This window comes from Lactobacillus selangorensis (assembly GCF_001437205.1).
GTDB classification, from domain to species: Bacteria; Bacillota; Bacilli; order Lactobacillales; family Lactobacillaceae; genus Paralactobacillus; species Paralactobacillus selangorensis.
This window is the reverse complement of the sequence record NZ_JQAZ01000002.1, coordinates 130667-155283: the sequence shown is the minus strand read 5'-3', so window position 1 is coordinate 155283 and position 24617 is coordinate 130667. Positions and strand designations below refer to the sequence as shown.

25 protein-coding genes and 1 pseudogene are annotated in these 24617 nt (G+C 49.0%); 22 read left to right on the top strand and 4 right to left on the bottom strand.

What is annotated here, in order from left to right:
• Position 1 precedes the first annotated feature (1 nt).
• The gene (locus IV40_RS03315) at positions 2-1024 is read right to left on the bottom strand and encodes an NAD-dependent epimerase/dehydratase family protein (RefSeq protein ID WP_057768963.1); all 1023 of its coding nucleotides are present in this window, start codon (positions 1022-1024) and stop codon (positions 2-4) included.
• 95 nt (positions 1025-1119) lie between these two features.
• On the opposite strand from IV40_RS03315, the gene IV40_RS03310 reads away from it, so the two are divergent.
• Positions 1120-1593 (top strand): GNAT family N-acetyltransferase, encoded by a 474-nt coding sequence (locus tag IV40_RS03310; protein WP_057768962.1) that lies wholly within the window; start codon positions 1120-1122, stop codon positions 1591-1593.
• Here IV40_RS03310 and IV40_RS03305 read toward each other — a convergent pair.
• Entirely contained in the window at positions 1590-2057 is a 468-nt protein-coding gene (locus tag IV40_RS03305; RefSeq protein ID WP_057768961.1) for a ribonuclease H family protein, read from the bottom strand. The two genes, IV40_RS03310 and IV40_RS03305, sit on opposite strands and share 4 nt — an antisense overlap.
• A gap of 104 nt (positions 2058-2161) precedes the next feature.
• On the opposite strand from IV40_RS03305, the gene IV40_RS03300 reads away from it, so the two are divergent.
• From IV40_RS03300 to IV40_RS03210, 19 genes are all read left to right on the top strand, one after another.
• On the top strand, positions 2162-2458 hold the full coding sequence (locus IV40_RS03300) for a hypothetical protein (RefSeq protein ID WP_057768960.1): 297 nt from the start codon (positions 2162-2164) through the stop codon (positions 2456-2458).
• Complete coding sequence (locus IV40_RS03295; protein WP_057768959.1) at positions 2455-3612, top strand: glycerate kinase; 1158 nt, start codon at positions 2455-2457, stop codon at positions 3610-3612. Before IV40_RS03300 ends, IV40_RS03295 begins: the two co-directional genes overlap by 4 nt.
• A gap of 74 nt (positions 3613-3686) precedes the next feature.
• On the top strand, positions 3687-3908 hold the full coding sequence (locus IV40_RS03290) for a DUF2829 domain-containing protein (RefSeq protein ID WP_057768958.1): 222 nt from the start codon (positions 3687-3689) through the stop codon (positions 3906-3908).
• Positions 3909-4637 carry a 3-oxoacyl-ACP reductase gene (locus IV40_RS03285; protein ID WP_057768957.1) on the top strand — a complete coding sequence of 243 codons (729 nt, stop codon included), beginning with the start codon at positions 3909-3911 and terminating at the stop codon, positions 4635-4637.
• Positions 4638-4740: 103 nt separating this feature from the next.
• Positions 4741-5244: a QueT transporter family protein gene (locus IV40_RS03280; protein WP_057768956.1), complete on the top strand. Its 504-nt coding sequence runs from the start codon at positions 4741-4743 to the stop codon at positions 5242-5244.
• Between the two features lie 20 nt (positions 5245-5264).
• Positions 5265-5654 carry a VOC family protein gene (locus IV40_RS03275; RefSeq protein ID WP_057768955.1) on the top strand — a complete coding sequence of 130 codons (390 nt, stop codon included), beginning with the start codon at positions 5265-5267 and terminating at the stop codon, positions 5652-5654.
• A 111-nt stretch (positions 5655-5765) separates the two neighbouring features.
• Positions 5766-6122, top strand: coding sequence for a hypothetical protein (locus IV40_RS03270; RefSeq protein ID WP_057768954.1), 357 nt, complete (start codon positions 5766-5768; stop codon positions 6120-6122).
• 282 nt (positions 6123-6404) lie between these two features.
• On the top strand, positions 6405-7343 hold the full coding sequence (locus IV40_RS03265) for a phosphate/phosphite/phosphonate ABC transporter substrate-binding protein (protein WP_057769249.1): 939 nt from the start codon (positions 6405-6407) through the stop codon (positions 7341-7343).
• Positions 7344-7431: 88 nt separating this feature from the next.
• Positions 7432-8193: a phosphonate ABC transporter ATP-binding protein gene (gene phnC, locus IV40_RS03260; protein WP_057768953.1), complete on the top strand. Its 762-nt coding sequence runs from the start codon at positions 7432-7434 to the stop codon at positions 8191-8193.
• Between the two features lie 2 nt (positions 8194-8195).
• Entirely contained in the window at positions 8196-8996 is an 801-nt protein-coding gene (gene phnE, locus IV40_RS03255; protein ID WP_057768952.1) for a phosphonate ABC transporter, permease protein PhnE, read from the top strand.
• Between the two features lie 5 nt (positions 8997-9001).
• Entirely contained in the window at positions 9002-9820 is an 819-nt protein-coding gene (gene phnE / locus IV40_RS03250) for a phosphonate ABC transporter, permease protein PhnE (RefSeq protein WP_236698022.1), read from the top strand.
• Positions 9821-11371: a bifunctional metallophosphatase/5'-nucleotidase gene (locus tag IV40_RS03245; RefSeq protein ID WP_057768951.1), complete on the top strand. Its 1551-nt coding sequence runs from the start codon at positions 9821-9823 to the stop codon at positions 11369-11371. It begins immediately after the preceding gene.
• Positions 11372-11478: 107 nt separating this feature from the next.
• Entirely contained in the window at positions 11479-12165 is a 687-nt protein-coding gene (locus tag IV40_RS03240) for a rhomboid family intramembrane serine protease (RefSeq protein WP_162258843.1), read from the top strand.
• A 36-nt stretch (positions 12166-12201) separates the two neighbouring features.
• Entirely contained in the window at positions 12202-12510 is a 309-nt protein-coding gene (locus IV40_RS03235; RefSeq protein WP_057768949.1) for a hypothetical protein, read from the top strand.
• A 117-nt stretch (positions 12511-12627) separates the two neighbouring features.
• The gene (locus IV40_RS03230; protein ID WP_057768948.1) at positions 12628-13251 is read left to right on the top strand and encodes an NAD(P)H-binding protein; all 624 of its coding nucleotides are present in this window, start codon (positions 12628-12630) and stop codon (positions 13249-13251) included.
• Between the two features lie 242 nt (positions 13252-13493).
• A complete protein-coding gene (locus IV40_RS03225; protein WP_156404217.1) occupies positions 13494-14186 on the top strand; it encodes a WxL domain-containing protein in 693 nt (230 codons plus the stop codon).
• A 65-nt stretch (positions 14187-14251) separates the two neighbouring features.
• Entirely contained in the window at positions 14252-15247 is a 996-nt protein-coding gene (locus tag IV40_RS03220) for a WxLIP family cell surface protein (RefSeq protein WP_057768946.1), read from the top strand.
• A 20-nt stretch (positions 15248-15267) separates the two neighbouring features.
• Positions 15268-15612 carry a hypothetical protein gene (locus IV40_RS03215; protein WP_057768945.1) on the top strand — a complete coding sequence of 115 codons (345 nt, stop codon included), beginning with the start codon at positions 15268-15270 and terminating at the stop codon, positions 15610-15612.
• On the top strand, positions 15609-17888 hold the full coding sequence (locus tag IV40_RS03210) for a hypothetical protein (protein WP_057768944.1): 2280 nt from the start codon (positions 15609-15611) through the stop codon (positions 17886-17888). Before IV40_RS03215 ends, IV40_RS03210 begins: the two co-directional genes overlap by 4 nt.
• Positions 17889-17968: 80 nt before the next feature.
• Here IV40_RS03210 and spxB read toward each other — a convergent pair.
• Together spxB and IV40_RS03200 are read right to left on the bottom strand one after the other, a co-directional pair.
• Positions 17969-19766 (bottom strand): annotated as a pseudogene (gene spxB, locus IV40_RS03205) (pyruvate oxidase).
• Between the two features lie 551 nt (positions 19767-20317).
• Positions 20318-21667, bottom strand: a complete 1350-nt coding sequence (locus IV40_RS03200; protein WP_057768943.1) for a DUF2252 domain-containing protein — start codon at positions 21665-21667, stop codon at positions 20318-20320.
• A 146-nt stretch (positions 21668-21813) separates the two neighbouring features.
• Between IV40_RS03200 and rbsK the strand changes: the two genes are divergently transcribed.
• Both rbsK and abc-f read left to right on the top strand, forming a co-directional pair.
• Positions 21814-22755, top strand: coding sequence for a ribokinase (rbsK, locus tag IV40_RS03195; RefSeq protein ID WP_057769247.1), 942 nt, complete (start codon positions 21814-21816; stop codon positions 22753-22755).
• Between the two features lie 283 nt (positions 22756-23038).
• Complete coding sequence (gene abc-f / locus IV40_RS03190; RefSeq protein ID WP_057768942.1) at positions 23039-24574, top strand: ribosomal protection-like ABC-F family protein; 1536 nt, start codon at positions 23039-23041, stop codon at positions 24572-24574.
• The last annotated feature ends 43 nt before the right edge of the window (positions 24575-24617 follow it).

Genomic DNA, 24617 nt, shown 5'->3' with positions numbered 1-24617 from the left:
ACTAGTGAGTCTTCGTTTTGACCAATCCCAATTTTTTCAATGAACGAGCTGCATCCAGAACCGTTTCGGCCGGTGTGTGCTGTTCCCAGCCCAAATCGTGTTCAGCGGCCGCCGTCGAGTGCCGATACTGCCGTCCCAGCATCGGGACTAACGAACGCAGACTAGGAACGACGAGTGCAGCGGCTTTTAACAGCCAGTTTGGCGCCACCAGCGTGTGGGTCCGGCTGTCTGGAAAGTGCTGTTTGTATAAACGGGCAATTTCAGGCATCGTGATTTTTTGGGAAGCGGCCAAATAGCGTTTGCCGATTGCGGCCGGTTTCTCAAAGGCTAATAAGTGGAGCTGCGCTAAATCACGTACATCAGAGGTTTCCATTGGCACTTTAGGAATCACCGGCAGGCCGTTGAGGATTTGCAATAAGATGGCATTGGAACTGATTGCGTGAGCAGATAAGGAGGGACCGTAAATCGCACCAGGCAGAATCGTGGTCAATGTGGTCGTTGTTTGGGTGCCGATATATTCCCAAGCGGCTTGTTCGGCCTTAATCTTCGAAATGCGATAGGGGTCGAGCTCTGGATTTTCCGGATCGCTCCAATATGATTCATCTAGGGTAACGGCCCCGATTTTATTTTCAGGTGTCGAAGCGGCCTGCGAACTGGTCATGACCACTCGTGGAACTTGGGCAGCAACAGCAGCTTTCAGCACGTTCAAGGTCCCGCCTTTGGCAATCGCAACCATTTCAGCGGTCGATTGGGTGCCATTTCCAAGCGGCGAGGCGACATGAATCACACCGGCGGCACCCTGCATGGCATCGGCCCAGCCATCTTCACTAGTCAGATCGGCCGCAAAGAAACTGAGCTTATTTAATTGGGCCGGTAAAACTTGGGTTCCGATTTCCTGTTTCACTCGGTCGGCTTTCTTCAAATTCCGCAAACTGGTTTTGACGGCATACCCCTTTTTAAGAAAGGCAACGATGACCCAACCGGCGACAAAACCGGAGCCGCCTGTTACAACAACTGTTTTCATGCTAAAATCTCCTTTAAAGATGTTTTATCAAATAATTTATAGACACTTTATACTATTATTTGTCTAGATAGTCAAATGAATTTGGAGGTGATTCAATGAAAATTCGACCCGCACATCGTCAGGATGTAAAAACAATCGCCTATTTGCATGTGACTTGCTGGCAGGCGACCTATCAGGATTTATTGCCGCAAACAGAAATCGAGCGGCATACTTTAGCCAGCCGCACTCGTTTGTGGGAACAACGTTATGCTCGCGATCATGTCTTATTATTGTTTGATGATTACGGCGAAGCGGTCGGCTTTGCAGCGGGCGGCCGCAGTCGTACCGCCGATTATCCGGAAATGGGTGAAGTATATGCGCTGTATTTACTGCCCAAGACGCAGAAAAAAGGATACGGACGTGCCCTTTTGCAGGCAATGCGATTGCGGCTCTCCCATCTAGGATATGCCGAAACGATCGTCGTGGCGTTAAAAACGAACGTCAATGCCGTTCATTTTTACGAACACATGGGGGCATATCCGGTCGGGGAACGCAATGATCCGTATCCAGAAGTCGTTTTAAAATTTTAGAGCTGATCCATCGTCTGGTTCAGGGTCGCATCGACGAGGTTATTGTACTGATTATTTGCATGGCCTTTGACTTTGACAAAGGTCACTTGGTCGAAACGGTCCAGCTGAGCCAATAATTGTTTCCATAATTCGGCGTTTTTAACCGGCGCACCTTTTTTGCGCCAGCCGTTCTGTTCCCATTTCACATACCATTTCTGCTGCATGCAGTTGATGACGTAGGCTGAATCTGAATAGATTGTGACGGGAATATCGGTCCGTTTCAAGGCGGTCAGGCCCTGAATGACGGCGTTGATCTCCATATAATTATTGGTTCGGCCGTAATCGCCACCGGTCAGCATTTTGGTATGTTCGCCATAGATCAAGTAAGCGGCCCAGGCAGATTTATCCTGTTTGCGGACGCTGCCGCCTTTAACGTTACCAGTGTTGCGATTGCCACCGTCGGTATAAATTTCTAATTGAGGCATTTGATAGTCCTTCCTTTATGTTCAGAATGTTTACAAGTCGCCATAAAAGCGTATTCTTAGGGTGTCTATTAATCTTATTATAGCGGACAAGGGGCGAATACAAAATGACAGATGAACAGCAAATGAATCGGGATGAAATTCGGGAAGGCGCTGATCATGTGGTGGAGAAAGGCTACGTCACCGAATTGGAAGAGCCGAAAATGGTAGATGCCGACTGGTCGGCGCATTTTTGTGATCAAGTCGGGCAGGAACTGCATTTGCGCAGCCTGACGATTGATCCGGTCGTCAAATTATTTCAATATCGTTCGGGCGCCGATTCGATTATTTATGATCCAGAACGGTATGCCGATGAGGACGCTGTGAAGGATATGCTGCAGCAATTGCTTGGGTATCAAAAATGAAAATCGTGATTGCCAGCGATAAATATAAAGGCAGTGCGACTTCGGCTCAAGTTGCGCAATATATCCAGACTGGCATTCAGCACGTCGCTTCGGATGCGCAAACTACTTGTGTGGCAATTGCGGATGGCGGCGATGGGACCGTCGCTGGGTTGGTGAATGCTTTGCAGGGGCAGGTTTGTGAGCAGACGGTGCAGGGACCATTAGGCACACCGACGCAAGCGGCGTGGGGCCTGCTGCCGGATGATCAGGCGGTCATCGAAATGGCGGCTGCGGCCGGCTTCGTTTTAACCCCTGAAAAACGGCCGTTACAGGCGTCGACGTATGGCGTCGGCCAATTGATTTTAGCCGCATTAGAGGCAGGTGTCCGGTCCCTTTATGTTGGTTTAGGCGGCAGTGCGACCAATGATGGCGGGATGGGAATGGCGATTGCACTTGGCGCCCGTTTTTGGGATGCAGCTGGTCATGAATTGACAGGATGTGCTGCCCATTTAGGCCAAGTCGCACGTGTCGATGTCAGCCAGCTTGATCCACGTTTGCAAGAAGTACATATTGTCGGGCTGGCCGATGTTGACAATTCTCTATTGGGTGCACAGGGGGCCACCGCCGTTTTCGGACCGCAAAAGGGACTGGCACCAGCACAGATATCATCAGTTGATGCCGACATGCGACATTACAGCCAGTGTGTGGCGGCTGCGATCGGCCGTGACGACGCCCAAAAGCCTGGTGCTGGGGCTGCCGGCGGCCTTGGATTCGGATTGTTGGCATTTGCGCATGCCCAGATTCAATCCGGAATTGAAACGTATTTGAAACTGATTCATTTTCAGCAGCAATTAGCGGGTGCTGATTTGATCATTACTGGCGAAGGCCGAATGGACGGTCAAACGGCGGCTGGGAAAGCGCCATTAGGTGTGGCGCACGCTGCCCAGCAAGCCGGATTGCCAGTGGTTGCTGTTGTCGGCAGTGCCAGTGCGGATGTGGGGTCGGTTTATCAGCAGGGCATTGATCTGGTTATCAGTGCGGTCACCGAACCGATGCCGCTGCAGACAGCACTGGCACATACCCAAGCTAATATCACTCGGGCCGGTGCAACGGCAATGCGGGCATTTCTGCTTGGGCAAAAACAGGCCTCTAAAGGACTGCAATCGTTGAAATGAGACAAGCCGTCCTTTCTCGAACAGGCGTTTTCTGTTAAAATAACAACGACGAACAATGAAGGAGGACAATTGCAATGACGTTTGAAAAAGCATTACCGCTGATCAAAAAAGGCCAAAAGATGGCCCGGACAGGCTGGGAAGGCACTGAACTCTATATTCAGATGGTGCCGGCAACAACCTTTGAAGGAGCCCCGTTAAATCCGTATTTTGTGATCAAAACGGCCGATGAAGCCTTCAGTATCTGGGCACCAACGGATTGCGATATTTTTGCATCCGATTGGGAGATTGTTGCTTAAATGCAGTTTACGGAATTTAAGGGCCAGCATGTTTTAGTGTCTGGTGTGGCTTCCGGCATCGGTGCTGCTCAAGCGCAAGCCTTTTTACAACAGGGCGCACAAGTAATCGGCATCGATCTTCATCAGCCGGCGTGGACGAACCCGCACCTGACGTTTGCACAGGTGGATGTCAGCAAATCAGCTGACGTCAAGGCTTTTGCCCAGCAAGTGACCACGCCAATCGATATCCTGCTGAATACGGCTGGAATTCTCGATGGGTATGCACCGACGCTTGAAACGGATGAGGCACTGTGGGATCGGATTATCAATACGAATCTCAAGAGCATGTATCTGCTGACGAATGCCTTTTTACCAGGTATGCTAGTTCAAAAACACGGTGTCATCATCAATATGGCGTCGATTGCCGGCTTGATTGCCGGCGGTGGCGGGGCGGCGTATACGGCCGCCAAACATGGCATCGTCGGCTATACCCAGCAAGTGGATTACGATTATGCTGGACAGGGCATTCGTGCCAATGCGATTGCACCAGGTGCGATCGATACGCCGATGAATAAAGCCGACTTTGCCGGTGATGCGCACATGGCCAAATGGGTCGCTGCACAGACACCAGCCAAACGGTGGGCCCAGCCAAGCGAAGTTGCCGATCTGACCCTCTTTTTAGCGAGCCATCATGCTGACTATCTGCATGGAGATGTAATCCCCATCGATGGCGGCTGGCTTGAAAAATAATTGATTGTTTGCGGCAAAACCAAGACAAAAGCCGCACTACGACACTTCATTCCTTTGGTCGTAGTTGTCACTGACCACAACGGTCACAAAGGAGAAAGAAACTATGAATGAACAGTCCCATCAACGCATCACAGTCCAGAGTTTAACCAAGAGCGCCATCGTAACGGCGTTATATGTCGTCGTTACGCTGATGCTGTCGGCCTTGAGCTTTGGTGCGATCCAGATCCGCCTCGCCGAAATGTTTAATTATATGGCGATCGAGAACAAACGGTATGTCTATGCCGTCACATTGGGGGTGGCGATTTCGAATGCGATTTCGTCGCCAATGGGAATCGTCGATGTCCTTTGGGGCAGTTTTTCGACGTTTGTGACACTGTGGATCTGTCGCCTCGCCGTCCGTCATGTTCATAACCAGATTTTACGGCTGGTTATTACCGGTGCGATTGTCGTCTTTTCAATGTGTACGATTGCCGGTGAACTTGCACTAGTGTCGCACATCAATTTCTGGTGGACGTGGCTGACAATCGCCGCCGGAGAAGCCGTTTCGATGGCAATCGGCGGTGTGCTGATCTATTTTGTGGGCAAACGAGTCGATTTAACAGCTTGATTCAAAAAGGAGATTAAAAAATGCGTGTACGGCAATTTGATGAATTAACTTTGACGGTGCGGGATCGGGATCATTCCGTCCGTTGGTACCATGAAGTGTTCGATCTGCCGATCGTTCACCTAGCAGACGGCCGCAGCGGCGTGATGGCCGGCAAGCAGGAAATTATTTTCCAGACGCTCGACCATCTGCCAACCAAAACGGCGACGGAGCCAGCAATTGGTTCGGCACAGTTTGCACTAATTGTGCGGGATAAAGTCGAAGATGTTTTAGATCATTTTAACAATTACATGGTGCAAGTCGTGGTCGCACCGCATGATGAAGAACGGGCCCATGGCATGGCAACAGTCATGACCATCTATGACCTTGATCAGAATCTGATCGATATTGTCATTTACCATGACTATCACTAAATCACTTGTCTGGCAATAATTGGCAAAACGGGACAAGAGGTTGACGTGCGGCCCTGATTTTGCTAGGATTAAGCGTATTTGTTACTGGAATTAGAAAAAAGGAATGATGAGATGAATAGTGTTCGCAACCTTGTGCAAGTGTACATGGCGACTATTCACGATGCACTAGACGACTTGAAGGACATTCAGCCTTCAACGCCGCTGTTCGCCTATAAAATGAGCCTGATTCAGGCAAAATATGAAAGTGCCGTTTTAGCGATCAATCTCTACGGGGTTCCCGACCAGATCGAAAATGTCTTCGGTGAATTGAAAAGCGCCCGTAAGATTCTAGAGCTTAGTATAGAAAGTTACTTGGATCACTACCAAGATCCAGCCTTTGATCCTGCCGATTATCAAGAAAGCATGGCGGATTTTCGCCGTGCCTTACAAATCGAACCCGACCAGTTGGGACTCGTTTTACCCGACTAGTTGCAAAAACACCCAGTTTGCTGGGTGTTTTTTTTATGCCCATTTTTAAATTTATGAAAAGCAGTTTGTGGGCCGTTTCTTCCTAATAAACGCAAAATGTGTTTACGAACAATTATTTTTATATTTTCATAATGGTTCGTTATTTAACGCGATATTTTCTTTATCATCCTTGAATGACGTGTTTCTATGCGTTAAAATGTAAACAATCGCACGTGACGATCGCACGAACGATAGGGATTATTTGATTGTTGATTTACATACAGGAGGAGATCACACATGTCAATGCACCATAAGTTCCGTCGCATCTTTGGAGCACTTGCCTTACTTGCTGTGTCAGTCGGCTTAGCTGGTTGTGGGAAATCATCACAAGCGGCCAGCAAGGATTACACACCGAAAAAGCTGACTGTTCAATTCGTACCATCTGCGAATGCGGGGACCATTGAAGCAAAGGCCAAGCCGCTCGAAGGATTGTTAAGCAAACAACTTGGAATTCCAGTTAAAGTCAGTGTTTCAACCGATTACAATACAATCGTTGAAGCGATGGGTTCCAAGAAAGTCGATGTCGGCTTCTTACCGCCGGATGCTTATGTTCAAGCGCACAAGCAGTACAACGCCAAAGTGTTGTTACAGGCGCTCCGGTATGGTTATAAGAACGATGCCACCGACCTAAAGACGAATAAGCTCGTTGATTACTACCGTTCCCAAATCTTCATCAAGAAGAACAGCGGCATTAAGAGCATCAAGGACTTGAAGGGTAAGAAGATTGCCGTTCAGGACACGACTTCAACTGCCGGCTGGATTTATCCAGCAGTCGACATGCTGAAAAACGGGGTCAATATCAATAAGGACGGCATCAAGACAGTGACTGTCAAAGGCCACGATCAAGGCATCATGTCCGTTTATAACGGCAATACCGATGCTTCCTTCGGCTTCCAAGGCGCACGGACATTGGTTTTGAAAGATACACCGGATGTCATGAGCAAGGTGGTACCGATTTACACCACTGCGAAGATTCCGAACGATACGATTACCGTTCGCGGCGATATGAGTCCAAAGTGGCAGAAGAAGATTCAAGCCGCTTTCAAGGCCATCGCCAAGAGCAAGAAGGGCCACAAGATTATCTCCGAAGTTTACGACCATGAAGGCTACGTCAACTCGAAGGACAGCAACTTCAATATTATTCGCAAGTATGATAAAGAAGCTAAACAATTAGATAAATAATCAAATTAGCAGTAAAAAGTATAAAGGAGGCTGTGATGAAGCATTTGTTTTGTCACGGCCTTTTTATTGGAGATACAGGAGGAAAGCAATGACTCAAGAAACAATGATCAAGTTTGATCAGGTCAACAAGATTTATGAGAACGGGACTGTCGGCCTGAAGGATATCAGCTTTGAAGTGCCACGTGGCGAATTCCTAGTCGTCGTCGGCCTGTCCGGCGCTGGGAAAAGTACGCTGCTGCGGACCATCAATCGGATGCATGCCATCACATCGGGCAATATTGAGGTCAATGGTCAGTCGATCATTCATCTCAAGGGGAAAGCGCTCCGTGAGCTGCGGCAGCAAGTCGGGATGATTTTTCAAAGTTTCAACTTGGTCAAACGATCCAGCGTACTCCGGAATGTGCTATCCGGCTGCGTCAGCTATTATCCAACTTGGAAGAGCGTCTGCGGCTTGTTTTCAAAAAAGGACCAGCAGCGGGCGTATGCCGCTTTGAAGCAGGTCAGCATGGCTGAAAAAATCTACATGCGGGCTGATGAACTCTCAGGTGGCCAGCAGCAGCGGGTGGCAATCGCCAGAACACTGATGCAGAATCCGCAAATCATTTTAGCGGATGAACCGATTGCGTCACTCGACCCAGTGACTACAAAAGCCGTTATGGATGATTTGAAACGGCTCAACCAGAAATTGGGAATCACGGTCATCGTCAATTTGCATTCGGTTGAGCTGGCCCGTGAATATGCGGATCGGATTATTGGATTGCGAGCCGGACAGCTGGTTTACGACGAGCCGATTGCCAATGTGACGACGGAAGCACTTGAACAGGTTTATCAGACGGAGCAGGAGGCGTAGGCATGGACAGTAAAACACTGACTTTACCCAAGCGGCCGTTCCGCCAGCGATTCCATGTCGTCGGACTGACGGCGCTGTTGCTGTTGCTGATTGGCCTGTGGGGCTCAGCTCAAATTACGGGTGTTAACGTCAAGATGTTAGTCGATAATCTCAACCAGTTTGTGGTGTTATTAGTCGAAATGAGCCATCCAGAATGGGCATATCTGTCTGTGATCTGGCCGCCGATTATCGAAACGATTCAGATGGCCATGATTGGGACCACCATTGGGACGCTTTTTGCGATTCCGATGGCGCTGATTGCCGCCCATAATATTGTTAAAAATCCATTCATTCGTGGTTGTGTACGGTTATTTTTGGATATCACCCGTTCGTTGCCAGACTTATTGTTAGCGGCCTTATTTGTGGCTGTTTTCGGAATCGGGGCAACGGCTGGTGTGGTTACCCTAGCGATTTTCTCCTTTGGGATGATCTCCAAACTGTTTTATGAAGCGATTGAAACAATTGATGCCGGTCCGTTTGAAGCCTTGAACGCAACCGGCGCCAATCGGGTGCAAATGATTGCCTTTGCGGTCGTACCGCAGATTTTACCGGCGTTTATCAGTTACTTCCTGTATACTTTCGAAATTAATGTGCGTGCGTCGACTGTTTTAGGGTATTTAGGTGCTGGCGGGATTGGGGTTTATCTCCAACGTTCGTTGAGCGAATTTGATTATAGCGATACGGCCGTCATTATTCTGGCGACATTGGTGGTCGTTGTGGCAATTGACGGGTTAAGTACTTTTGTAAGGGAGCGTCTGGCATGAGAGAAATGATGACAACAACGACGATTGACCAATCTGTTCGTAAAGGACGGTGGCAGTATCGGGTCCAATGGCTGTTCTGGGGTGCGCTCGTCATCGGTTTGTATGTATGGGCCGGCAAAGGACTGCAGTTCAGCGGCGTCCAAGCATCGGCGGCTGATGTCTCGAAATCAATCCTGCATGGGATTCTTAATCCTGATTGGCGCTACGTCTATAATGGCAGCGGCGAAGATTTGACCAGTGAAATCATTCAAACGATTGCGATCGCCTTTTTAGGGACCTTCATTTCTGCGTTTATCAGCATTCCATTCGCATTCTGGGCGGCACGTACTGAAAAAGGCAAATGGCATTTGCGGTCGACCAGCGGTAAATTTGTACTGACGCTGATTCGGACCTTTCCGGAAATTGTATTAGCAATCATGTTTATCAAATCAGTTGGACCAGGCTCGTATGCCGGTGTGCTGGCGGTCGGTGTGCATTCGATCGGGATGCTGGGCAAACTGTTTTCAGAAGGCATCGAAGAGATGGACCGAGGCCCGGAAGAAGCATTGGTCAGTGTCGGCGGCAACCGCACCGAAGTGCTGTGTTTAGCGACTTTGCCGACTTTACTGCCGGAATTTATTTCCTATACGTTATATCGCTTTGAAATTTCCGTCCGTTCGGCTTCGATTTTAGGGATGATTGGGGCTGGCGGAATCGGGACGCCCTTGATTTTTGCCATCCAGACCCGCAGCTGGTCCCGTGTCGGGATTATTCTGATCGGCATCGTGGTGATGGTCATGGGCATCGACTGGTTATCCGGACAATTAAGAAAGAAGCTGGCTTAAATGAAACTGACGATTTTATCAACGAGCGATGTGCATGGCTATTTGTACCCGACCAACTACAGCACCCCTGACAATGCGGCGCCGTATGGCCTTTTAAAGGCAGCCACGGTCATTCGCCAGCAAAAACAGGCGGCCGCTGCTGATGACTGGGTCATTGCCATCGAAAATGGCGACTTGATTCAAGGCTCGCCGCTGACGAGCTATGTGGCCCGTCATCCGGACGACCAATCTGTGTTCACACAATTGACGAGTCAAATCGGCTATGATGTTGGTGTCTTGGGCAACCACGAATTTAACTATGGTCTGGATTACCTGCGGCAGTGCGAACAGGACCGTAATTATCCGATTTTGGGTGCTAATATCAGTGGGCATGCCGCACCGACGATCGTCGATGCGCCGTGCCAGATTCTGGAAAATAAAGGCATTCGAGTTGCCATTATCGGGTTGACGACGGCCTTTATTTCACATTGGGAACAGGCCGACCATATTAAAAATTTAAAATTCGAATCGATTGTTCCTGTGACAAAACGGTTAGTGGACAAGCTGCGGAACCAGGTCGATGTGATTGTGGTCGCTTATCATGGTGGGTTCGAACGCGATTTGCAGACAGGGGAGCCGACCGAACGTTTGACGGGTGAAAATGAAGCAATGGCGCTCTTAAAAGCTGTGCCAGGCATCGATGCCCTTGTTACTGGACATCAGCATCGCCAGATTGCCGCAGTCATCAACGGTGTGCCCGTCACTCAGCCTGGCGAACGAGGGATTGTTGTTGGCAAAATCACCTTGCAAGTTGAAAATGGGCAGGTTGCACAACCGACGGCTGAACTGCTGGCGACTGCTGATGCACCAGTGGCTGCCGCACTCGCCGCTCAGGTTGCGCCGCTGGAACAGAAAGTCCAGGCATGGCTTGACCAGCCGGTAGGACGGAATGCCGGTGCTGCGATGACCGTTACGGCGCCGCTACAGGCGCGCTTACACAATCATCCGTATCTTGATTTCATCAATCAAGTCCAATCCGACGCAACGGGAACGGCGATTTCCTGTACGGCACTGTTCAACGATGAAGTGCAGGGCTATCAGAAGCAGATTACTTTACGGCAGATTCTCAATAGTTATGTGTATCCGAATACGCTGGTAGTAGAAGAAATTACCGGTGCCGACTTGAAGGCAGCTTTGGAGCGCTGTGCCAGCTTCTTTGTGCGGCGTGCGGACGGACAAATTGAGGTCGCATCCGAATTCAAAACGCCGAAAGTGCAGCTCTATAACTATGATGTCTATCGGGGCATCGACTACACTTTCGATCTGCGCCAGCCAAGCGGCGAACGAGTGGTGCGTCTCCAGTATCAAGGCCGTGATGTCACGCCGTTACAAAAGCTGAAAATTGTTCTGAATCAATATCGGGGGAATGGCGGCGGCAATTATCCGATGTACAGTGCCGACAAGGTCGTTCAGGAATATCCGCTCGATATGACCGAATTGATTCAGCATTATTTCGAAGTGCATCCAACGGTGATGGCGGTCATGCCGGAAAATTTCCAAGTTAAATACTAGTCATTGACTGGTTGCCCCCTAGCACCCCGTTCTTTTTCACGCTTCCGTTCTCTGTCTGCGTTACAATGAGATTAGCAGTTAAATTGGTGATTAAAGGATGGATTGATTTGAATAGTAGACAAGCAAATTGGCGTGATTGGCCGTTTATGACGTATGGCATTATTGCCATCTGTGTGGTCGTCTTTCTAGTCGAAACGATGTGGCCGGGAGGTTCGACGAATGCGCAGACTTTGATGGCGTTAGGGGCAAATGTTGCACCGTTAGTTAAAAACGGCCAGCCATGGCGGTTATTTACAGCGATGTGGCTGCACATCGGTTTTATGCATCTTTTATTGAATATGGTGTCGCTGTATTATGTCGGCATCAATTTGGAACGAATCTATGGGCATGCCAAATTCCTGCTCATTTACCTCTATAGCGGTCTGACCGGGAATCTCTTCAGCTATTGGCACGCTTTGCGGACCCAGCAGATTACGGTGGCGGCCGGTGCCAGCACGGCGATTTTTGGGGTCTTCATGGCCACCGCTGTTTTGTATGTGACGATGGATAATCCCTATATTCGGCAGTATGCACGTGCGATGTGGGCCGTTATCGTCGTCAACTTGATTTTTAACTTGATTCCAGGTGCCGGAGTCGACATTTTCGGCCATCTTGGCGGGATTATCGGCGGGGCGTTAGCCGCTTTTACCTTGGCGCCTTGGGGCAATCGTTTCAATTTCAAGCTGCCGGCCGAAAGTGCCATGTTCGGCGTTCTAGCCGTTGCGACAGCAGGCTTAGCCGTCTACCTTTTATAAAAAAGATGCTAAAATGTGGTTGAGGAGGTCTTGGCGATGTATATTCAAGCATGGTTGGCAGATCAGAATGGTACACGGGTCACAAACAGCTTGCGTTCTGTCTTGGAGAGCTCGGCTGATGTGGTTGCCCATGTCATGGGTGAAAAAATCAAAGCTTGGAATGGTCAGCATGCTGGCGATTTTGCCAAGAAATTGCAGCAGGCTGAACAGACCATCCAAACGAATACGGCTCAATTGACCAATGACACAGATGCAGCGGCTGTTCGGGAAGCAGGTAGCTTTATTGCCGAATTTGCTGCTGTCTGTGCGGCGCATTCGCAGGCCGTTGTCTGCACTGAAAATTAACTTTTAAAAGCCGGATCATTGCGATCCGCTTTTTTTGTGTAAGGCGTCTTTCAACGGTGCTCACTCAACCTGCGCTATACTGAAAGTGTAAGAAATGACTATGAAGAAGGCTTAACAATGAAAAAAGTTTTAGTTTTAGGTGCAAGCGGAAAAATCGCACAAATGGTCACTGATGATGTTCATAAGGATAAGGACATTGAATTATCATTGTTCTTACGTACTCCCAAAAAGTTGGCGCATGAATACGGGCACATCATTACTGGCGATGTCATGAATGAAGCAGATCTTCAGAATGCCATGGCTGGTATCGATATTGTGGGTCCACGCCCAATGGCAGAGATGGCGCGCAACGTCATTTCAGCGATGAATTCAGCCAATGTCCATCGGTTGATTTGGGTCGCTAGTGCCGGGATTTACCATGAAGTCGAATTTAATGGCAAAGGTGCCGAAGAACTCGGTGATCCGGATGATCCGAAGACTTATTTAGGCGATGAAAAGAAAGCCGCTGATCTGATTGAAACAAGCGGTTTGGATTACACCATCATTCGTCCGAACTGGCTGACCAATGACGATGCGACCGAACATTTGCTGACGACCCGCCGCAACGAACAAATGACCGGTAAGTCCGTCAGCCGCAAGACTGTTGCCAAATTCATTGCCGACTTGCTCAAGCATCCCGATGAAGATGTCAATGAATCCGTCGGGTTGAGTACCGACCCATCCAACGATAAAGATTATTAAAATGATGTCATGACCCGATCAGCGTGGGGGACCCGTTGAGCGGGTCTTTTTTTGTGTCTTTTTTAGCATAACTATTTTTATACGGATGAATTTAAAATAAATAATTCATTTTTTGTTAAAATAATAACGAATATTTTTTGAAATTTAAGCAAATTGTTTGTTTAAAAAATAAAACTAACTTACGATAAGGATGTCGATGGGAAGATCGATGCAGCACAATATTTTGTTATTGGAGGAGATTGATGATGAAAAAAGGATTGGCAACATCCGTTTTGTTTTCGGCGTTCCTGTTGGGCGGATTCAGTTCAACAGCGGCTGTTCAAGCCGCTACGACGAGCACGCCGCAGCCGGCGAACTCGACGGCTGATATTTCGTTTGCGACCGATAATCAGCCGACACAACCGGCAGCGCCAGCTGACCCGGACCAGCCGGCAACTGGCAATGCTGGCCCATTGTCGCTAGATACAGTGCCGAACTTGCATTTTGGCCAGCAACAGGTCGACGGCAACACGACTAGTTATGCAGCGACGAATGCGCACCCTTACGTTCAGGTCACTGATAAGACTGGGACTAAAGCCGGCTGGAATGTGACGGTTCGTTCAACGGCTTTTAAAGCCAGCGATGGCAAATCTGATTTGGGGGCGACCGAATTAACCTTTGCGGGTGCAAAAATCGCAAGAATTGTGGCCAACAGTGCCATCGGGGTCCCAACTGGCGGCGACGTCACACTTAAACCGGACAATACGGAAGTTAACTTTATGAATGCGACTGCTGGTGCTGGAATCGGCACTTGGGTAGCCGACTATGCAGGCGGCTATTCGAATGGGAGCAAAACCAATACGAACATTCGGCTGAAGGTTTTAGGCAACGAACAAGCTATTGGGACTTACACAGCCACTTTGACATGGAATTTGGCGGCGGGACCGACCGCTTAGTGAATCAAAAGCGGGTCGCAAGACCTGCTTTTTTAACGCTGAATTTATTGAAGGGAAAGATAGGCATGAAAAAATGGGTCTGGCTGCTGATTTTCCTTTGTGCATGGGGATTTCCAGCGCATGCACAAGCAGCGGCCGCTACAAGCAGTTATAACGTGACCATTGAAGTCCCGCAGAACCAGCTTGATCGGACGATTACTACTTATTACGATTTGAAAGTGGCACCGCAGGAACGACGGACGCTGTACTTTACCGTCCACAATCAGGCACCAACGGAATCGGTTTATACAGTGGCATTTCATCCTGCTACGACAAGCAATGCCGGAGCCGTCACTTATGAACACACGCCGACAACCCGGACACTGACGATGCCATTTGATTTGAGCCGCCAAGTCGCACTTTCGGAGCAGCGGCTGACATTGCAGCCCGGGACATCTAAACGCATTGCGCTGACTTATACGATGCCGGCCAAAGCGTTTACCGGCATGATGCTGGGCGGTGTCACGGTTACGAAGCAGCTGACCGATGCGGATCGCAAACAGCAGATTCGCAATCAGCTGTCTTATTCGTTAGCGCTGCAGCTCCAAGAGCGCACCCAAAAACTGCCTAGCGATTTAAAATTGGGGACCGTAAAAGCAGCGGTTGATAATGCGCAGCCGGTCATTCAGCTGACTTGGCAGAATCCAGTTGCAAATCTGCAGAGCGGACTAGTGGTCACAACAACGATTACGCATAATGGGCGGCGACTGCTACGGGATGTTTCAAATCAAATGATGATGGCACCGAACAGCCAATTTGTCGATTCGATTTCGACACAGGATCATCGCATGGCCAGTGGCAAATATCGAGCCGTCATTACCGCTGTCAGTCATTCGGGAACGTGGCATTGGACCCGTTATTTCACCGTTTCGCACCGGCAGGCTCAGCACATCAATTCAAATTCGTATTTTGGAACTGAACCGCCGCATCAGAATGATGTGCTCATTGCGGCTGTGATCGGCCTGTTTATGCTGATCTGTGCGATACTAATCGGCTGGCGGATCAAACGGCGTCAACATTGAATTTGGAGGAGTGAGAAGCATTGAAAAAAATTCAGCAATGGGAGGTGCGGCTCATGACGATCGTACTGCTGATTATTGCGCTGCTGGGGATGTTCGGAATCGGCCAATCGGTTCATGCTGCAACTGCAGTTTCATCAGCAGCGATTACCTTTGTGGCTGCTGGTACGGATGTGCCGACCGGCGCCTCATCCGGAATGACTGCGATTGGCGGGACAGTCGGATTGCACACGATACCTGCCGAACATCAGGCGGCCGTTTTACCACCGACGGCTGAGAAAAAGGAACAGCTGTTCAGCTGGCTGGGGATTGAACTGATTTTCCTCAGCGGTTTGCTGGCCGGAAACAGAAGGAGACGACAAGCATGAAAAAAGTGCAGTTCGAACGGATTGCCGGCGCATTCTTGATTCTTTTGGCAAGTGCCGTCTTCAGCCGGCAGCCGGTGCGGGCCCAGACGGTTGCGACAGCGCCGCAGATAACGGCCCCTAAGCAAATTGCGCCGGGACAGGCCCGCAAAGCACTGCGCCGGTTGGCCGCCGCCTTGCGTTCTGGTCAAACGGGCAGCGTTCCGCAGCCGCAATCCGATGAACAGGGCATCAGTTTGTATCAGGATCCCCAAACTGCAGCCAAGACAGAACTGCAGTATCAGCCCGCCAGTACGGCCGACCCTTGGCGAGGCGGAACGACTCATTTTATTTGGCAGGATACCGTTCATGTGAAAGCCGCAACAGTAGACCAGATTATTGTTAACGCAGCCACTCTGAATTTAGGGGCGGCAATTGCACAACTGGAAAAAGGAATGGGGTTTCGAGCCAAAGTTACTTTGCCGCAGCCGTTTACAGCGCCGCAGATCATTGCTGCCATGACAGCCGGTAATTTGTACGGTTCGACCGCTAACGTCAATCAACAAGCTAATCCGTTGAATGTCAAAGATGGGGAAAAAGCCGGCGCTGGGTTTGTGGCTGATCCGGTTGATCCACAGGCGCTTTGGGTACAATTATCAGTGAATTCGACGAATGCTGATGTCAAAAATGCGTTTTTGGCGGAAATGTGTACATGGATTTCGGGCTTGGATTCGAATTTTCTTAGCCAAGTTTTGAGCGATCCGAATAGCCAAGTTGCGATGCCGCTGTCTCTGGATGCGTCCATTGATATCAAGCAATTATCGGCGCACGCCGACTTGTCACCGCACTGGTTTGACGGCGATCAAACGCCGCAGCATCAGTTGCTTGCTGGCAAATTGCCGCCCGCTGCCGATAAGCAGCTCCATTTTGGCGTCGATTTTTATGATTCAGTGGCTTTGGATACCGATGCGGCGGGCAATGTGGTCATTCCGGCCCAGTCATCAAGTACTTCGCAGGGCGCAATGGCAACTTGGAATTCATACTTATCGCCTTGGGACACTCAAACCACACAAAATACCGCCGCCGATCCGCTGAATCCGCCTGAAGTGACAGGGGTTACAACGGCGCTGCCCAGTGCCGCACCGGATGAATTTGACGATCGAGATATCCAATATTCAGCGGGGCTGAATCTGCTGCGCTTTGTTCGTTCGGTTAACTTTTTTACACATCAGGCCAATCACATCACCACAGGCCTTACGGTCACCAAACCGTTATTAAATGGGACTCAGCTGACGCCGAGTCCGCAAACGGTCACATTTCAGGGGACAATCACAGATGATGCGACCAAAACGGCTACTGCTGCTTCACCAGTTACCGCACAACTGCAACAGGCCGTGCTAGGCAATTATACGGGCACAATGACCGTCCAAAACCGTTCCGATGCGGCGCAAGGAGCTGCGGCCACACAGCTGACAGCTCAAGCCGGTGATCAGCTGGTGGTGACCGGCACCTTCAAAAATAAGAATCAATTAGGACTCGACAATCCAACAGTCACATTGACACTTCCAAACACATTGACCGCTGCAAGTGCCGTTACAGTTACAATCGGCGCCGGTCCGGCGGTGACGTATACAAGTACCGAAATGACGGTTAACGGAGCAGCAATGACGCTTCATTTAAAGAAAGCTTTGTCAGCTGCTGGTAAAACGGCCTTAACGGGAACCGATACGGTCGTCGTTCGCTATACGGCAACCGCCCAAGCTGCGGCGGAAGCGGCTGCGGACGTTATTCCGGCGATGACGCTCAGCGGCACCAGTGCCACCGACACAACACCAATGCAAGTCGGCCAGACCAATACCGTCCGGTTAACGGTGACCGCCCCTGTTCAGATGCTGGCCATCGAAAAAGTGCCCGATCCGATCAGTTTCGGAACGAATCAGCCGATTCCGACTTCTGACCAGCTTTTGCAGCGGACGACACCTAATTTTCAAGTGGGACTGTATGATAATTATCCAACCGCCCAGCAATGGGGACTGCAGCTGGCAGCAACGCCATTTACAGACGGACAGACGAATCTGCAGGGCCATTTTCAGTTCACAACCGCAACCGGTGTCATTGCACTGAGCACCACACCGGCTACTATTTATCAAAATACAGCCGCACATCATGGCCCCTTCAGTCTCGATTATTCCGGCAGCCAGGGACTGGCTTACAAAGTAGCCGCTAATCAGCATTTTGCTGTTGGTCAGACCTATACAGCCACACTTCGCTGGACTATGGTCGCCGGACCGCAGCAGTAATTTAAAATAAAAAAGGGAGCTTCTCAGCCGCCGCCAAGCGGTTTCTGAGAAGCTTCCTTTTATTGGACACAATTTTTATATTAGTGAACGTTATTCTTTTCAAAATAGTAACTTAATGGTTTGAGGCCAACGGCATCATACTTCTTGAGGAAGTCTTCGATTGAGCCGGTTGTCTTGTGAGTGACCCCATTCACATCTTCGGTAACATGGTCCTGACCGTTTTCACGGACGACCAGGTCTTCGACTGGGATACTGCGGCGTGGCGTCATCTTAACATCAATCAGAACCGGCTGACCAGCTTTGACGGTTGCAATCGCTTCGTCAAAAGCTGCTGGCAATTCGGCAACTGTTTTAACGGTGATGCCCTTGACGCCCATTGCTTCAGCAATCTTTGCGTAATCGGCGTCTTCAAGGTCAATTCCATACAATGGCTGCGGAACATCTTCCTGTTCGGACCGAATGAAACTCAAAACGGTGTTGGAAGTGACGATGTTGATAATCGGCAGGTTGTATTTCTTTTCGGTCAGCATATCCTGCATGACCATTGCAAACGCACCATCACCGGCAATGTTCCAGGCTTGCCGTTCTGGGAAGCTCAGTTTTGCCGCCATCGCACCAGGAATGCCGCAGCCCATGGTTGCAAATAAACCAGAGGTGACGAGTTTCTGCTTTGGATTCATCTTTAGGAAGCGGAAACTGTTGATTGTATTATCACCGACATCGACTGAGAAGATGGCATCGTCTTCGGCCACGCGATTGATTTGTTTATATAATGGTTCGAACTGTGCGGGACCATCCGTCCGATTCATTAAATGGTCGAGATAGGCATGCCAATCTTTAGTAGCTTCCTGAGCAGCCTTGTAGTAGCCGTTTGGCGTGACAGTCTGGCTGCGATCGAGCATCTTCTGGATGAAGGCTTTGGCATCGGACCAGACCCCATAATCCAAGGTGTGATGCCGGCCGAACTTGGCGGTATCGGCTTCGACTTGAATATATTTGAAGGCATGGGTGTCATATTCGACTCGGGCAAATGGATAGTTGGCCCCGATTGAAATGACTAAATCGGTAACACCCATAAACTCATAAGCCGTCTTTGAAGACGCCCGATAGGCGGAACCTAAGTTGGCCGGAAAATCATCCGGAACGACGCCTTTCGCTAACCCAGTGATGATGATTGGAATTTGCAGCTTTTCAGATAATTCCATAATCTCCTTGCTGGCCCCACGAGTTCCTTGACCAATATGAAAAACAGGCCGTGATCATTTCAAGGACATGGTCGACTTCATCATCGGTCGCAGTCGGCAGGCACGGGGCTTTCGCATCAAACGCCTGATGGAAAGCGTAATGTTCATCTGGAATCTGAACGTAGCCGAAATCATTCGGAATAATCACAACGGCGACGCCATGTTCTTTATAAGCGTGGCGAATCGCCTTGTCGACGACATAAGGAAGACTTTCGGGCGTGGTGACAGTCCGATCGTAGACGGAAACGTCAGTGAACATCGGGTCTTCATCGAATTCTTGGAAATAATCATAGTTCATGTTTTGATGTGCAACTTGACCAACTAAGGCTAAAACGGGCACATGGTCTTCTTTGGCATCATAAAGACCGTTCAGCAGATTGACGGCACCAGGAACGGCAGAACCGAAGCACACGCCGATTTTGCCGGTGATTTTGGCATCGGTCGAAGCGGCGAGTGCACCGACTTGTTCATGCCGGACTTGGATGTACTTCAAGTTAGCTTGTTCATCGTCTAATGCATCCATTGTCGAATTAAATGAACCTCCGACCAGTCCATACACGTGATCTACATTCCAATCTTCCAAAACTTTAAGCATTGCGACACTTGCTTTGATCGTTGCTGTTGATTCTGTCATCTTTGCCTACTTCCTTCCTAGAAATCGTTTTCATGGCTTACAGGGCAAATATAGTGCAAAATAAAATAAAGCGCAAATAAATTGCACACAAAATTAAACACTTTTTAAAACGTTGAAAATAATTTACAATCATTTCTGATTTCACTTGTATTTTAAAAGTTGGTGTGACAGAAGTAAAAGAAAAACAACTGTGGTATTTAATTAAAAATATTGTAGCCGATTTTTTTGCAAACAATATAAAAATAAAAAGACACTTTAATGGCGTGTTATCGCTAATTAGGCTGAATATGAACACATGGTTCTCAAAATATTGAACATTTTTTAACTATATCTGTATTCTCTTTTATATTATAATAAGCTTTGGAGTTGCATGGGACTCTAACCCCCCTGTAAGAGTTCCAAGTAAATCCATGTACTATCATGATGGGAAGCCTTCGGGATTCCCATACATAGTTCAAAATGCGTTGTGATCGCGGGGGGCTTTTTTTAACCTCACAACGACCTGCAAAAAAGGCTTCCCGGTTTCGGGAAGCCTTTTTGTTGCAGATTTGTTATTTATTTGTCGATATTTTTTGTGTATTTAGAAAATTTTGGTAATCTTTTTCAACTTGCTTGGCATATGCAAGCGACCAATTGACGATTGCTTCGTCGAATTTAGCGGCATGGCCGACATAACCACGAATCATGGCCGCCGTTGGGCTCTGGGCATGGGCGACCGACAGAATCCAGGCACAAACTTTAGCGTAAGTCTTAAACTGCTGTTCGTCGAGTTCCTCCGGATTGACAGATTCTTTCATGTCCCGATACTGACGGACATAATAGTCCTTGTCATTGGCGGTGTAATAGCCGAGCAGCGGATCTGAAACAGACTGCAGGATGCGCTGGCAGTCAACGATCCGTTCGCCTTGTGAAATATCTTTGAGCTGCATGGCCGGTGAATTTTCATCGCTGTATTCAGCCAGTTTCGGCACCACAGCCTCTTTGACCTGCAGGACCAGATGACTGCCGTCCAAACCCGTCAGTAAAATCAGGAATGAGTCCGTCCCGACACTGCCGACGCCGACTGTGTGGCGAATAGCATCAGTGACCGAATACTGCGATAGCAGCAGCGCTACATCGGCATGGACCGTCTGTTTGTAGGCGTTGAAATGGGTTGTCAAACTCTGGTACGTCTGATTGGAAACATGTTCGGAGATTGGCGGTTTGTCGATAAAACGCCGGTTGCCGTTCGTATCCACAGTAGTCAGTTTCTGGACGACTTGTTCGGAGGTTCGTTTTTGCGCCTTGGCGACAATATCGTTAATCAAATCGGGATCGTTCTTCTTTTTCGGCAGGGAACGGACCACGTCGGTCACATCGTTAGCAGGGTAGTAACGCTGCAAGACGGATTCATCGAATTCCTTTTTCAGGCCGAGCCGATAACTAGCGACGGTCTTCAGCAATAGTTTTTGTAATTTATGCGGCGCTAATTTTAAGTGGTCGCTGCTGAGAATGACACTGACGACGAGCCGTTTTAGATCCCACTCCCAATTGCCGATGTCGGATTCATCGAAATCGTTGAGATCAAACAATAATTGCCGTTCCGGCGAAGCAAAAAAACCGAAATTGCTGATATGAGCGTCGCCGCAGATGACGACCTGAATGCCGGTCGCCGGCTGCTGATTGAGATCGTAATCCATCAATTCCAAACTGCCCCGATAAAACGCAAAGGCTGATTTGGACATTCGTTCGTTGCGAATAGGGACCAGTTCCGGAATCAGTTTTTTTTCAGTTGTTTGAATCATTTGCATCGCATTGCGTTTGGTTGGATGGAAGGTGCCTAGCTCTGCAAAGGAAACTTGACCTCGTTTTTGTTTGCCGGCTGCGATCAATTTGGTGACCGGCTGATTTGTCTTGACCATATCGTTGGCTTTTTCTGCATCACGCTGCCTCCTAGTTTGTCTCCAGTATAGCGCTGCCAATGCGAGAAGCCTAGTCATAACGACTTGTCGGCCATTTTAATCTATGCTATTGTTTGCTTAAACGAAATTGGAAAGTGGATGAAAAAATGACCAACAAGGTAACTGTTTTAGGCAGCCTGAATGTGGATACGATTTTGCAGATTCCCCGTTTGCCGAAGCCAGGCGAAACACTGCCGATGAGCGACCAGTCCTTTGCCGGCGGGGGTAAAGGCGCTAACCAGGCGATTGCAGCGGCGCGTGCCGGTGCCGATACTGCATTTATCGGCAAAATTGGTACCGATGAAAACGGGCAGTTCATGGCAGATGCCTTGCAGCAGAGTGCTGTGACGATCGACGATATTTCGACTTCGACAACTGCGAAAACAGGACAGGCATTCATCCTGCTCGATGAAAACGGGCAGAATAGTATTCTCGTCTACGGGGGCGCCAATCAGCAGCTGAATGTGGAAGATGTTGCCGCCGCTCAGGGGACGATTGCTGCGAGTGATTTTCTGATTGCACAATTCGAAACGCCGCAGGCAACCACTTTGGCCGCTTTCAAACGGGCCAAAGCAGCTGGCGTCGTGACGATTTTGAATCCAGCACCGGCTAAAACAGAAGTTGATCCGGAATTGATTCGTTTGAGCGATTTGATTGTGCCGAATGAAACGGAAAGTGAAACGATTACTGGGATTAAAGTTGTCGATGGGCCATCAATGTTCCAGGCCGCCGAAAAGATGCGGGATATGGGAGCTCAAGCAGTCATCATTACCGTCGGCAGCAAAGGCGCTTACTACGATACGCCAGCCGGCACCGGTTTTGTACCGGCGTTTCAAGTCAATGCCGTTGATACAACTGCCGCTGGTGATACGTTCATCGGGGCGCTCAGTTCGCAATTGAAACAGGATCTCAGCAATTTGAACGAAGCCATTGTGTTCGCAAATCGGGCTTCTTCAGTGACGGTTCAGCAGCTGGGGGCCCAGCCTTCGATTCCAACGCTGACCGAAATTATGGCCAGTACGGCGGTCCAGAAACAAGAAACACTTTGACAAATGAAAATCAGATATGATACAGTAGTCCATGAAATTTGAAAGGGGTGAATTGGGTAGACATGAAATTCTAAGCCGACTGAAAAAACAAGACCAGAAGGATAGCACACATTAAGTGACGCTTCTTTTGGCATGGTTTTCTCGAGGTAGGATTTGATGGCTGCTTGATTCCCCAACGGGTTTTATTTGCGTAGCCTCCTATCACGAGTGATGGGAGGCTTTTTACGTTGAAAAATCATTTATCCTTTTAAGCGCTGACGAATAAACCAAAAGGAGTGATTTGATGTCGAATCCAACTTACCAATTTACAAATTTAACCCAAAGCTATGGTACCAAAGAATTATTTACGATCGATCGATTAGTGGTGGCCCCGCATGCTCGCATCGGTCTAATCGGAATCAACGGTGCTGGGAAAACAACGCTGCTGAATCAGCTTCAAAACGACCAGACGAATGCCGCCGTTATTGAAATGGTGCCGCAGATCAAAAATCCTGACGAACAAAGCGGCGGCCAGCAGGAACAAGCCTTACTGAATCAAGCTTTTGCGAAACAGCCCGATTTATTGTTATTAGATGAACCAACAGCCAATCTTGATCCGAGCCGCAGTAAACGGCTGATCAAACAGCTGAAACGGTTCCCGAATGCAGTTATTTTTATTTCTCATGACCGGGCCTTTCTTGATGCCGTCGCCACGCAATTGTGGGTCCTTGAACGGGGCAGTTTGACGGTCTTTCAGGGCAATTACAGCCAGTATCGGGACGAGCAGAGAGTTCGGCGTGCGAAGCAAACGACGGCTTACCAGCAGGAACAGCGGCACAAGAAAAAGCTGAAGGAAGCTGCTCAGAAACGGCGGGAACAAGCTGAACAGAAGGTTCACGTCAGTTTCAACGAGCAAGGTGCCAAGATTATCAAAAATGATACGCCGTATGCCCATGTACTCGAAAGCAAATTGCAAAAAAATGCCAAAGCAATCGACCACCGCATTGACAAACTGCCGCATATCCGCAAGCCGCATGTCGAGCGAAAAATTACGATGAACGTGCCGCAGCAGCAGAAGCTCCGCCATAACATGATAGTCCGAACGACCCATTTGGAGGTCAGCCGGAATGGTAAAAACTTACTGACGGATGTTAACCTGGCTATTCGAGCCGGCGCTAAAGTCGCCATTACCGGTCCAAACGGCTCCGGCAAGTCAACGCTGATTCAAACGATTTTGGACCGTCCTGATGGGGTCTATTTATCACCATTGGCACAGGTCGGCTATTTCAGCCAGTCGCTCGATCGGCAGGACCTGAATCAATCAATCTGGGACAATGCGCGTGCTCATTCCGACCAGTCCGATGAAATGATTCGGCTGATTTTAGCCGAACTCGGGTTCACGGCCCAGCAATTAAATGAAAAAGCGGCCTCATTAAGCGGCGGCGAACGTGTCAAACTGGCATTAGCGTGTTTATTTGTCGGGACGCATAATTTACTGATTCTTGATGAACCAACGAATTTCTTGGACCTGCCGGCGATTGAAGCTTTGCAGGACCTGCTGGTGCGGTACCAGGGGACCATTCTGTTAGTTTCGCATGACCAGCAGCTGGTTCAAAAAGTCTGCACCCAGCATTTTGAAATCAAACAGAAACACTTGGTGGATGTGCAGCAGGCAACCACCAAGCAGGAAGTGCCGACAGTAACGGCCGAACAAAAGCTGAAGCTGCAAATGGAACAGACGGCGCTGCTCGGCCAGTTGTCGGAACAATCGACTCCAGAACTGGTCGAACGTTTCCAAACAGTTTCTAAACAATTACGTAAGCTGAATGAAAAAGATTAGCCTTTTCAGGACTGGCATGTTATTCTCATGGGACTATTGAAGT